13 protein-coding genes are annotated in these 12,070 nt (G+C 61.8%); 1 reads left to right on the forward strand and 12 read right to left on the reverse strand.

The genetic code is table 11. The features are described from left to right. The 12 genes from P7F28_RS29660 to P7F28_RS29710 form a co-directional block, all read right to left on the reverse strand. Positions 1-571 (reverse strand): Gfo/Idh/MocA family protein (locus P7F28_RS29660; RefSeq protein ID WP_277188559.1); only part of this gene is annotated, 571 nt, incomplete at its 3' end. A gap of 73 nt (positions 572-644) precedes the next feature. After that, the gene (locus P7F28_RS29665) at positions 645-1,811 is read right to left on the reverse strand and encodes a CoA-transferase (protein WP_368860384.1); all 1,167 of its coding nucleotides are present in this window, start codon (positions 1,809-1,811) and stop codon (positions 645-647) included. Beyond that, the gene (locus P7F28_RS33775) at positions 1,720-2,259 is read right to left on the reverse strand and encodes a CoA-transferase (protein WP_306806063.1); all 540 of its coding nucleotides are present in this window, start codon (positions 2,257-2,259) and stop codon (positions 1,720-1,722) included. Before P7F28_RS33775 ends, P7F28_RS29665 begins: the two co-directional genes overlap by 92 nt. A gap of 27 nt (positions 2,260-2,286) precedes the next feature. Further along, positions 2,287-2,748 carry a MaoC/PaaZ C-terminal domain-containing protein gene (locus tag P7F28_RS29670; protein ID WP_277188561.1) on the reverse strand — a complete coding sequence of 154 codons (462 nt, stop codon included), beginning with the start codon at positions 2,746-2,748 and terminating at the stop codon, positions 2,287-2,289. Positions 2,749-2,773: 25 nt separating this feature from the next. Then, positions 2,774-3,619, reverse strand: coding sequence for a sugar phosphate isomerase/epimerase (locus tag P7F28_RS29675; RefSeq protein ID WP_277188564.1), 846 nt, complete (start codon positions 3,617-3,619; stop codon positions 2,774-2,776). Positions 3,620-3,647: 28 nt separating this feature from the next. After that, positions 3,648-4,136: a MaoC/PaaZ C-terminal domain-containing protein gene (locus P7F28_RS29680; RefSeq protein WP_277188566.1), complete on the reverse strand. Its 489-nt coding sequence runs from the start codon at positions 4,134-4,136 to the stop codon at positions 3,648-3,650. A 16-nt stretch (positions 4,137-4,152) separates the two neighbouring features. Beyond that, positions 4,153-4,953: an IclR family transcriptional regulator gene (locus P7F28_RS29685; RefSeq protein ID WP_277188568.1), complete on the reverse strand. Its 801-nt coding sequence runs from the start codon at positions 4,951-4,953 to the stop codon at positions 4,153-4,155. 46 nt (positions 4,954-4,999) lie between these two features. After that, positions 5,000-5,812: a shikimate dehydrogenase gene (locus P7F28_RS29690; RefSeq protein WP_277188570.1), complete on the reverse strand. Its 813-nt coding sequence runs from the start codon at positions 5,810-5,812 to the stop codon at positions 5,000-5,002. Then, a complete protein-coding gene (locus P7F28_RS29695) occupies positions 5,809-6,645 on the reverse strand; it encodes a fumarylacetoacetate hydrolase family protein (RefSeq protein WP_277188571.1) in 837 nt (278 codons plus the stop codon). The genes P7F28_RS29690 and P7F28_RS29695 overlap by 4 nt, the downstream gene beginning before the upstream one ends. Beyond that, entirely contained in the window at positions 6,642-7,331 is a 690-nt protein-coding gene (locus P7F28_RS29700) for a DUF4286 family protein (RefSeq protein ID WP_277188572.1), read from the reverse strand. Before P7F28_RS29700 ends, P7F28_RS29695 begins: the two co-directional genes overlap by 4 nt. Beyond that, complete coding sequence (locus P7F28_RS29705) at positions 7,318-8,640, reverse strand: MFS transporter (RefSeq protein ID WP_277188574.1); 1,323 nt, start codon at positions 8,638-8,640, stop codon at positions 7,318-7,320. The genes P7F28_RS29700 and P7F28_RS29705 overlap by 14 nt, the downstream gene beginning before the upstream one ends. Before the next feature lie 52 nt (positions 8,641-8,692). Continuing rightward, on the reverse strand, positions 8,693-10,300 hold the full coding sequence (locus P7F28_RS29710; RefSeq protein ID WP_277188576.1) for an acyl CoA:acetate/3-ketoacid CoA transferase: 1,608 nt from the start codon (positions 10,298-10,300) through the stop codon (positions 8,693-8,695). A gap of 288 nt (positions 10,301-10,588) precedes the next feature. Between P7F28_RS29710 and P7F28_RS29715 the strand changes: the two genes are divergently transcribed. Further along, on the forward strand, positions 10,589-11,776 hold the full coding sequence (locus P7F28_RS29715) for a porin (RefSeq protein WP_277188578.1): 1,188 nt from the start codon (positions 10,589-10,591) through the stop codon (positions 11,774-11,776). The last annotated feature ends 294 nt before the right edge of the window (positions 11,777-12,070 follow it).

Below are 12,070 nucleotides of genomic sequence, written 5' to 3' on the forward strand. Positions count from 1 at the left end.
ATCTGGTCACGATCCGGGTTGCCGCAACCGGGTACACGCCAATATCGCGAAGTGCTCCGCCTCCCAAGGAACCTTGGTTCCGAATCGAAGAAGGGTCATCCAGGTAATACGAGAAGCAGCCGTCCACCCGCTTGAGCACCCCAATGGCTTTTCTCAAGATGAGGTCCATTGCCGCCTGCCATTGCGGACTATGAACGATCATCATCGCCTCCGCGCATACCAGTCCGAAACGATCTCGAAGCTTGATCAACTGGCGGATATCGTCGGCGTTCATCGCGATCGGCTTTTCGCACAGAACATGCTTGCCAGCAGCCAATGCCTTTTCTATCCATTCGACATGGCTGGCCACCGGAAGCGGAATGTAGACGGCATCGAGGTCACCGCTGCCCAGCATGCGCGAATAGCTTTCGGCTCGACCGACGCCATGCTTCCTGGCCAGCGCCGATGCGCGATCGAGGTCGCGACTGGCGATCGACACGACTGTACTGGCAGGGTTGGCCATAATGGCCGGGATGATCGCTGAATCAGCGATGCTTGCTGCGCCGAGGATGCCCCATCGAAGCCCCATCATTCGGCTCCTTCTAGAGTTGAATTGAAAGGAAGACCCGGCAGCGCGTCAGCAAGGGATGACATGCGCGGGCCCGTCATCGCGGTGATGAACGTTCGGCATACCATTGCGCAACCCGTGCCGATCGAAATTGCCGACCACGCGCCATGATGTCGTCCCGGATGCCAAGGGGTCCTGCCTGGAAGAGGCTTGGGGCCATGAGTTTCAGATTTGCTGCAATCCGGGGACGAAACGCCATCTGGCTTGCCACGTCGCGTTCGACATCCACGCCGGGCGCGACCTCGATCAACTCCAGACCATCATCGACGAGGCGAAATACCGCTCTCTCCGTGATGTATAGCGCCTCTTGTCCACGCTCGCGCGCAAACGCCGCGCTATAGCAGACTTGCTCGATCGATTCGACAAACTTTCGGTGCTTCCCCTCACTGCGAATGACGGTTTGTCCGTCTTCCCAGGTGACATCGAGTCCGCCGGCGGTCAGCGTGCCGCTGAACACCACGCACTTCGCATTCTGACTGATGTTGATGAAGCCGCCCACGCCGATGATCTTGTCGCCAAAGCGGCTGATGTTCACGTTGCCGTGCGCATCGACTTCGGCGAATGACAGAAATGCGAGATCAAGTCCACCGCCATCGTAAAAATCGAACTGCGATGGCTGCTCGATCATCGCGGCAAAATTTTGCCCGCCGCCGGAGTCGCGGCCTGTGAGCGGCGCACCGCCGATGATGCCTTGCTCGTTTGTGAGCACCACATCGTCCAGCAAGCCTTCTTCTGCGGCAATGGTCGACAGACCCGTCGAGACACCCGCGCCGAGATTGCACACCGCGCCGGGATACAGTTCGAGCGCTGCGCGCCGCACGATCACCTTGCGCGGCCCGAACGGCAACGGACGAATCTCCGACAGCGGCACGCGCAGTTCGCCTGCATAGCTCGGGTCGTAGGGCGTGGCGTAGGTCTGCGGCTGGTCCGGCACGACCACCACGAAGTCCACCAGAATGCCCGGAATCTTCACTTGTTTGGGCGGCAACGTCTCGCGCCGCGCAAGCCGCTTGACCTGCACGATCACCACGCCGCCCGCGCGCCGCGTCGCCTGCGCCATGGCGAGCATCTCGCCGAGCACGGCTTCTTCTTCCATCGTCACATTGCCGTCTTCATCGGCGGTGGTGCCGCGCACGAAGGTGACGTTCAGCGGCAGCGGCTTGAAACGCAGATATTGCTCGCCGTCGAGCGTGAGTACTTCGATGAAGCCGGGCGGCGTGCGCGGACTTTGCCGCGCCTTGCTGACGCGGATCGACGAACGTATGCAGCCCGGTCTTGGTGATCAGCCCCGGACGCCCCGCCGCCATCTCGCGCATCAGTTGCGACATCACGCCCTGCGGCAAGGTGTACGCCTCGATTTCATCGGCGGCGGCCATCGTGACGAGCGCCGGCGAATCGACCAGGGCGCTAGTGATGGCGCGGCGCAATAGGCCCTTGTGCGCGAGATGGCTCGCACCGAGCGCGGCTCGGTCGCCTACGCCGACGATACTCATCGACGTAATGCCGCGTGGCGCGCCCTGTTCCAGAAAACGTGCTTCTAACGCGGCGAGCAATGCATCCGGCACGGCATGGCCGCCACCCGAACCGCTGATGAGAACTGTGTCGCCGTCGCACACGAACTTTGCCGCTTCGGATGCCGAAATGATCTGCATGATGTCGTTGGGATAAAAGAGGAAACGTCAGGCCGTCTTGAGCTTTCTGGCCCAGCGCATCACGTGCTCGCCCACCGCGACCAACTCGCCGCGCTGATTGAACACCTCATTCTTCGCGATGCTGCGGCCTTTTTCCTTGTCCACTACGATCACTTCGTACACCACCGTGATGGTATCGCCCAGACTCACCGGCTTGAGAAAGCGCAGCTTGTCGTAGCCCGACGAGACCGGAAAGTCGCTCAGATTGTCGCGGTGAATCACATGTTCGATGGAGAGCGTCGATGCCGTGGACATATAGCCCACCATCAACGCGCCGTGCGCGATGCGTCCGCCAAGACTCGATTTCTCACGCGCGTATTGCTCGTTGACATGCGTCGGACTGAAGTCGCCCGTGATGCCGGCAAACAGCATGACATCCGTTTCCGACACGGTCTTGCCGAACGTGTAGCGTTGACCGACTTCCACGAAGTCGAGGCCCGATTGTTCCATCTCTTGTCTCCTTTATTGATACGATTCAGACGACGGTCCGATAGCGCGCCATGCAGGTATCGAGCACCTCGTTGCCGTCGCGTTGCCACCAGTCCGCGCTCGAAAAGATCTCTACTTCCAAGTAACCGTCGAAGCCCGTTGCTTCGATCGAACCACGCAGGCGCGCAATGTCGATCACGCCATCGCCCATCATGCCGCGGTCGTTGAGCATGTCGCGTGTGGGCACGAGCCAGTCGCAGAGGTGGCACGCGAAAATGCGTTCGCGTCCCGCGCGGGCAATCTGGGCGTCGAGTTTCGGGTCCCACCAGACGTGATAGCAATCCACCGCGACGCCGAGCGCGCCGCTGCGGGCGGGATCGAGTTCGTCGCACAAATCGAGCGCTTGCTCCAGCGTATTGATGCACGCGCGGTCGGCCGCGTACATGGGATGCAGCGGTTCGATCGCGAGCGGCATGCTCAACGTCTTCGCGTAATCGAGCAGGCTCGCGACGCCGTCGCGGACCTGCGCACGCGCACCGGCGAGATCGCGACTCGACGAGGGCAAGCCGCCCGCGACGATCACGACGCCAGGCGCCTCAAGTTCGCGCGCGAAATCGAGCACGCGCCGGTTGTGCTCGCTCAACGCAGCACGTTCCGCTTCACTCGAAACGGGAAACAGACCGGCGCGGCAGTACCCGCATAACGCGACATCCCAGTCGCGCAGCAGTTGCCGCGTGCGCGCCAGACCCGTTCGCTCCACATCGTCATGCCACGGCGCAATCGCGCGAATGCCGCGCCGCCCGCACGCTTCGATGATGCGCTCCAGCGGCCATTGCCTAAGCGTCGCGGTATTGATTGCCAGAAACTCCGGATGCTGCGACAGATCGCGCATGCGTGTGTCCTTTCGGTTCGATTGCGTTCTATTCGACGGAAGCCGGCATCATCATTTGCGTTTCGCCTTCCTGCACGGTTTCGCCGCGCTGGTTGAGCACCTTGAGCCGCATGGTGACGATGCCGCGATCCTCGCGCTTCTTCGTCAGGCGTTTGGCGAGCACTTCGATGTCGACATGGATACGGTCACCGATCATCAACGGCGCGCGAAACGACCAGTTCCAGCCGAGCGTGGCAATGCCTTTGAGCAGGACCGGGCAGCGCGTCTTGAGACCGTCCGCGAGCGACAGGCCGAGCAGGCCGTGTGCGATGCGGCCCGGAAAGCCCGCTTCCTGCGCGGCCATGTCATCGACGTGGATGTCGTAGTGGTCGCCCGATACGCCCGCGAAGTTGACCACGTGCGTCTCCGTCACCGTCACGCCTGCGGTGAGGTAGTAATCACCGACTTCAATGTCGTTTAGCCCGTACAGGCCGGGTTTGAGCAAACGGCGTTCGACTGCGGATTCCGTTTCAGCCATTTCGTGTCTCCATTTTTCAAGTCGCGCGACTCAGCGCGGAGGCGGGCGGCATCGCGAAGGCGCGTGCGTTCACTTCCGACAGTGATGCAGCCGCGCGCATCAATAACGGTGCAAGTTCCTGCATGCGCTTGCTGGTCATGCGAAACGACGGCCCCGCAATCGTCAGCACGCCGAGCGGTTCCTGCTTCTCGCCCTTGATGAGCGCGGCCATTGCGGCGGTGTTGACTTCGAAGCTGTTGCTCACCATCGCCCAACCCGCGTTGCGTGCGCGCCGCACTTGCCTGAACACTTCTTCGAGCGTGCGCGGTGCGTTCGCGCCGTATTCATCGACATGGGCGAAGCCTGCTTTGGTCACGCGGCGCGTGACTTCGTCGTCCGGCATGGTGCCCAGCCACACGATGCCCGACGCCGTGCAGAAGATGGGCGCTTCCAGCCCGCTGTCCGGGTCGTAGCGCAACCCCGCGCGCGTGCCGAGCGACTTGGACACCCACACGAGCCGCTCGTTGTCGATCAGACCCAGGCGCGACAACTCGCCGGAGACGCTTGCGAGCTCGTCCATCAGCGGCCGCGCGAGATCGATGAGATCGTTCTTCGACACGAACCGGATGCCGAGCGACACCGCCTTGAGCGACAGACAGTACTGTCCCATCTCGCGCGTCTGATACACATAGCCCATCTCGATGAGCGTCGTGAGCAGCCGATGCGTGGCGCTGTGGGGAATGTCGAGCGTCTCGGAAAGACGGCTCAGTTGCATGCCATTGCGATCCGTCGAAAGCAATTCGAGGATGGCCATGCCACGTTCCAATGCGACGCTCATACGGGTTACCTGTTGAAGATGTGTTGAATGACCGGGCGCGAAACCGTCACACCCGATGCCCGAAAAATTCCGTGATCGCGCGGGCCTGACCTTCGATCATGCGCTTGCCGCCAATGGTAGCGATGCCGCGCGTTTGAGCCTCGCGCATCAGCGGCGTGATGTCCGGCTTCGGCACGATATCGAACAGCACGTGCGATGCACCCATGCCGGCGAGGTCGAGCGGCAGCGGATCGTCGGGGCGCATGCCGAGCGGCGTCGCGTTGATGACGATATCGTGGCCGTCGAAAGCGGCGGGTGCGATCGTGCAGCGGCAATTGGGCGCTATGTCGCGCACGGCTTGCGCGACTTCCTGCGCACGTGCGTGATCGATATCGCTCAACGCGAGTTCGCGCACGCCGTGCTGCGCCAGCGCAATGGCAATCGCGCGGCCCGCGCCGCCGGTGCCGACCAGCAGGACGCGCTTCGATTCCGGCGTGTGGCCGTGGTCCTGCAGCGCGCGCACCAGACCCGCGCCGTCGAACATATCGCCTTCCCATGCGCCTTCCTTGGAACGGCGCATCGCGTTGACCGCGCCTGCTGCGCGCGCGCCCGGCAGCATGTGATCGACCAACGCCTTTGCATCGACCTTGAACGGCACGGTCAGCACGATGCCCTGCAAGTTTTCGATCGACATCAGCGAACGCATGGTGTCGGCGAAACGCGCACGCGGCACATGCAGCGGCACCAGCAAGGCATCGATGCCCGCCTGCGCGAACAACGCGTTGATGACCTGCGGCGAGCGCACTTGCGCCACTGGATCGCCGACGATTGCATAAAGTGCGGTAGCACCCGATACCGGAATCGAATCGATCTCGCTCATGCGACACGCTGCGTCTGCACGCCCAGACCTTCGACTGACAGCCGCACCGAATCCCCGTGCTTCAGATACCGCTCCGGCTTCATGCCGAGCCCGACGCCGGGCGGCGTGCCGGTTGTGATGACGTCGCCCGGCAGCAGGATCATGAATTCGCTCAGATACGAAACGATCTTGCTAATCGGAAAAATCATGTCGGACGTGTCGCTGTTCTGCACGCGCTCGCCGTTGACTTCAAGCCAAAGCGACAGGCGCTGCGGATCGGGGATTTCATCGGCGGTGACGAGATACGGACCGAGCGGACCGAACGACGGCGCGCACTTGCCCTTCATCCACTGGCCGCCGCGTTCCAGTTGAAACGCGCGCTCCGATACATCGTTGCACACGCAGTAGCCGAACACATACGACAACGCTTCGGCTTCGCTCACGTAATGCGCGCGCTTGCCGATGACCAGCGCCAGTTCCACTTCCCAATCCGTCTTGGTCGAGCCGCGCGGCAATACGATATCGTCATCCGGACCGACGATGCAACTCGGCGCTTTCGCAAACAGAATCGGTTCGGCCGGCAGCGGTGCGTTAGTCTCCTTCGCGTGCTGGACATAGTTCAGGCCGATGGCGAGAAAATTCCCGGGCGCGCCGATGCACGGACCGAAGCGCGTGGCTTTCGGCACTTCGGGCAGCGTCGTCAAATCCACGTCCGTCAGCTTGCCAGTCAGATCCGCTGCAATACGCGCCGGATCGATATCGCCAATCACCTTCGACAAATCACGATGCACGCCCTTCGCATCCACGATGCCGGGCTTCTCCGCGCCCGCCGGTCCAAATCGGAACAGTTTCATGCCATATCTCTTTGGTGTTGAATGAGGCTGTATTCCAGCCGATAGGTGCCGCGCAAGAGCGCACGCACGCCGGTTTTCATGAGCGCTTCGTCGGACAGCGCTTCGCGCGCGAGTGCCGCAAGGGTTGCTTCGTCGGCGGCTTCGATCAGTAACACGCCGTCGATCTGCGCATCGGGCCGGCCGCGCAATTCGAGTTCGCGGGTGGGCTTCGTCTCACGCTGCACGCCATCGAGCAGGTGCGCGCCGACCAGCGGCGTGCGCGTCGGCAGATTCGTCAGCAGCGCGATCAATGCATCGATGCAGACATCGCGCTCAGCGGGGAAGCTCACGCGGATGGTCTGCATCCACGCGCCTTCGCCCATGCCTTGCGTGTGCGCGACACGGCACATGGTGCGCGACGTGTCGGTGAAGGTCGCGACGACCTTGGTGGTCCACGGCGTCGGATGATCGAGCCGGTCGCGATAGACCGGCGATTCGAGCGCGTCGAGCGTGTCGGTTTCGTAGAAGTTGAAGTAGCGCGGGCGGGTCACATCCACTTCGTTCGCCACATAACGACGACCGCGCAGAAAGCCGGGCAACCCGACACGTTCGGGAATGTGCTCCGAGACGTGCCACGCGAGGAATTCGGCATCGCCGCCCGGCTGGATGCCATTCCAGAATGCGAGTGCGGCTTTACCAAGCATCACGGCGCATGCCCTCCGTTGGCTTCGCGGGCGCATCGTCCTCTGTGCCCGCTGCTTCGATGGAAACGCCGCGTGTTTCGCGCGTCGCGAGAAAGAGGATCGTCACGCCGACCACATCGCCCAGCAGTGTGTAGAAGAACATGCCGTGCGGCAGCGCGACCTTGAAGTAATCGAGCGAGGCCAACACGATGAATGGCGCGATACCGCCACCGATCACGCCGATGTTGTACATCAGCCCGACACCGGTCGCGCGCACGTTGGACGGCAAATTCTCGGCAAGGATGGTCGGATAGATGCCCGATGCGCCGACGATCCAGAAGCCGCTCAGGAACGCGAACACGCAGCCGAGCGCCACCGAAACCAGCGCGAGACTGACGAGCGCGAGCACGCAGGCGCAGCCGATGGCAAGCATCAGCGCGATGGCTTTCTTGCGGCCGATGCGTTCGGCGATAAAGCCCGAGCAGAAGAAGCCGCAGATCTGCCCCACCGCGCCCGCGCTCGTGATCAGACTCACCGATGCCGCGGGCATATGCAGTTCACGAAGATACGTCGCCAGCAAACCCTGCAACGGCCACGAACCGAACTGCAGCAGAAACTGCACGAGACTCAGGCGGAAGACCAGACTACGATGTTCGCGAAACAGCGTCATCGCGGGCGAGCCTTGCTTCGAAACCAGCCCTTTCGCGCGCGCCTTGAGCCACACCGGCGACTCCGGCACGAAGCGCCAGATGAACAGCCCGACCAGCAAACCCGGCACGATGCCCGCGAAGAACAGCGGCCGCCAGCCGAAGTGCGGATAGATCAGCCCGTACAGCGTCGCGGCGAGCACGCTGCCGAAGCCCCAGCCCGTATCCAGAATGCCGATGCCGATGGCGCGATACTTCTCCGGCCAGACTTCCGCGATCATCGTCGAGCCGAGCGTGAGGATCGGCGCCATGCCGAAGCCGAGCAGCAGACGGAACACAAATACCGCCGCGAAACTCCACGCCAGCCCCGTGAAGGCCGCGCCTGCGGTGAACCACGCGAGCGCGATCAGCATCGGTATCTTGCGTCCGATGCGATCGCTCAGGTTGCCGAACAACATGCCGCCCAGCCAGCGCACGCCGAAAGTCGCGAGAATCAGCAGCGACGCGGTATGCAGCGTCACATCGAAGGTCTTCGAAATGTCGATCAGCACGAAGGTGATCAGCAGAAAATCCACCGCGTCGAGTGCCCACAGGCACCACGCGCCGATCAGCGTCAGCCACTGCGCACGGTTGATTTCCTGATACCAGCGACGCCTGCTTCCAGACGCCGAAACGGGTTGGTTCACGTATGTCTCCTTCCTGATTATCTGTGTCGGTCCCGATCGACCGCGGAGCAATTCAGCGACTTTGCTGCAACAGCGCACGCACTTTCGGATGCACGGGAATGGGCTCTTTCTCCAGTCGTGATCTGAGACCGAGCGATGCATCGGAGAAAACCTCGGCAGGCATGGTCCTGAGGTCCGCCGCGACTTCGACATCGAACGGAATGCGTGCGAGTACGTCTTTTCGAAGGTCGATGCCCGGTGCGATTTCAACCAGACGCAAGCCGTCCTGAGTCAACGAGAACACCGCGCGCTCGGTCACGTACAACACCGTTTGCCCGCCCACGCGCGCGTTCTTCGAACTGAACGAAATCTGCTGAAGCGTCTCGACGAACTTGGAGTGACGCCCTTCCTCAACGATCTTCAGTTGCTCGCTCTCGACCGCGACCTTCAGACCGCCCGCCGTGAACGATCCGCCGAACACCATTTTTCTGGCGTTCTGACTGATGTTGATGAAGCCACCCACACCGACCAGCCGATCCGCGAAGCGCGTGATGTTGACGTTGCCGGTCCGGTCGATTTCGACGCATGACAAAAACGCCACGTCGATGCCGCCGCCATCATAAAAATCAAACTGGTATGGCTGATCGACGATCGCCGCATAGTTGCGCGCTGCGCCTGCATCAAGCCCGTTGGCGGGTGCGCCGCCGATCAATCCTTGTTCGTTGGTCAGCGTCACGAGATCGAGCACGTCTTCGCGCGCCGCCACCAGACCGATTCCGGTGCAGACACCCGAGCCGATGTTGCAGACTGCGCCGCGCGTGAGTTCGAGCGCCGCGCGGCGCGCGATCACGCCGCGTTCATCGAGCGGCAAGGCGGGAAACGTGGTGAGCGGCGTCTTCATTTCGCCCGCGAAGGACGGGTCGTAGAAGGTCTGATAGGTCTGCATCTGTTGCGGCTCGACGACCACGAAGTCGACCAGATTGCAGGGAATCTTCACGGTCTTGGCGGGCAGGGTGCCGCGCCGTGCCAGCCGCTTGACCTGCACGATCACCACCCCGCCGCAACGCCGCACGGCCTGCGCCATCGAGAGCATTTCGCCGAAAATGGCTTCGTGCTCCAACGAGATGTTGCCGTCCTCGTCGGCGGTGGTGCCGCGCAATAACGCGACATCGGCCTTGAACGACTTGTAGAACAGCCACTCGCGGCCATCGCGCTCGACCAGTTCGACGAGATCTTCGGTTGCGAGCGTGCTTTGTTTGCCGCCCTGATGTCGCGGATCGACGAAGGTGTTGAGTCCGACGTGCGTGGTCAGGCCTGGCCGCCCGCCCGCAATCTCGCGGATGAGTTGCGACAGCACGCCCTGCGGCAGCGTGTAAGCCTCGATGCGATTCGCGAGCGCGAGTTTGGCGATGGGCGGCGCATCCACGACTGTGCCGCACACCACGCGCTTGAGCAGCCCTTCGTGCGCGCAATGGCTCGCGCCGAGTTCATCGCCGCGATTGCCCAGCCCGACCGGATGGATTGCCGTGATCTTGCGTGGCGCGCCCTCCTCCTTGAAGCGTGCCTCGATGGCGGCGAGCAGCGCTTCCGGTACCGCCATTCCCGAGCCGGACCCGGTGATGAGAACCGTGTCGCCATCGCCGATCAGTTGCGCGGCCTGCTGCGCCGTACCCAGTTGCATATGCTTGTCTCCGTCTGATCTTTCGTGTTTTGGAAATTCTTTCCAGAAAGTTTTTTCAGACTACTCCGCGAACGGGTGGTCGTCAACGAGGAATCCATCCAACCGCGTTTTTCATGCGTTTTTTCTGCGGTTCTCGCGTGTAGTGCAACACCAACGCGCTGCTTGAAATTCCGCTTGCGTCGACGCACCGTCTCGAACTTATAATGCGCCAAACCGAGTTTTGGAAATATTTTCCAAATTGCGAAGACCGGGCCGGTTTTCGCCAATACCATACGACCGGAGACAAGCATGAAAACGAAACTCGCACTCTGCGCGGCGGCCCTGCTCTGCGCGACTCACGTACAGGCGCAAAGCGCCGTGACGCTGTACGGCATCATCGATGAGGGTCTGCAATTCGTGAGCAACAACAAGAACGTCGTCAACGGACACAACGTGGGAGGACGTCAATACACGCTCGACTCGACGAACGGCATCAACGGAAGCCGCTGGGGCATGCGCGGAACCGAGGATCTCGGCGGCGGACTAGCCGCGCTTTTCACGCTCGAATCCGGCGTGAATCTGAACAATGGACAATTCGCGCAAGGCGGCACGGCATTCGGGCGGCAAGCGTTCGTCGGCCTGTCTGACAAGACGCTTGGCATGGTCACGCTCGGCCGTCAGTACGATTCGATTTTTTACTACGTGCAGCCTGTCTCGACGATGGGCTATTTCGGCAGCACGGCCTTTTCGCATCCCGGCGATCTCGACAATCTCAACAACTCGCTGCGGCTGAACAACACGATCCGCTATACGAGCGTGAACTATCGCGGCCTCACTTTCGGCGGGGAATGGAGCCTGGGCGGTCAGCCCGGCAATGTCACCGGCGGCAGCGGCTACAACGCAGGCGTCGCGTATGCGAACGGTCCGTTTGCGGTCGCTGCGGCATATGAGTACTTCAAGAACCCGACCGGCGCGACAGCGGGCACCGGCTTCTTCACCGACAACGCCAATGGCGCGTCGCAACTGAGCGGCGTGCTCAACAGCGGCTACGCCAGCGCGGCGTCGTATCAGGTGATGACCGGGGGTGCGACATACACGATCGGCAGTGCTCTTGTCGGTCTTGCGTATTCGAACGTGCAGTATGGCAACATCGCCGCGCTCGGCGGCAACACGGCGAAATTCAACACGGCGGAAGCGGGCCTCAAGTATCAGTTCACGCCGGCGTTTTCCGCGGGCATCGGCTATATGTACACGAAAGGCGATGCCGTGAGCAACGGTAAGGGCGGCAGCGTCGGCAATCAGCACTTCAGTCAGGTCGCAGCAATTGCGGACTACTTTCTGTCGAAGCGAACTGACTTCTACGCCGAGGCGTCGTATCAGCGAGCGTCTGGAGAGTCGTCAACGGGCGCGCCCGCGGTTGCGAATATCGGCAATCTGGGTGATTCCTCGACTACACGCCAGGTAGAGGTGAGGCTGGCGATCCGAACTCGTTTTTGAAGTGCGTACGAGCTGAGCAAGTAGCGGAAGTGCGAAGCGCTGTCCTACGGGTGCACGTGCGGTTCTGGGGAAACATGACATTATGGTTCGGCGCGCCGGCCTTAGCGTGTCCACAGGATAAAAGGCGCCTATTGTTAAGGACCTGCGTTGTGACTGGCGACATTGGCATCCAGCATTATCTTTGCCGGAACTAACTAAGGCCGACTTGCCAACATTGCCCAACGACTGCGAACCAACCCTATTTGACGACCCTCCTAATTACGCTTCCATTTTGTGATCGCGACGCGCGTTCCT

Origin of the sequence: Caballeronia sp. BR00000012568055 (assembly GCF_029439455.1) — a bacterium.
Lineage (GTDB): Bacteria > Pseudomonadota > Gammaproteobacteria > Burkholderiales > Burkholderiaceae > Caballeronia.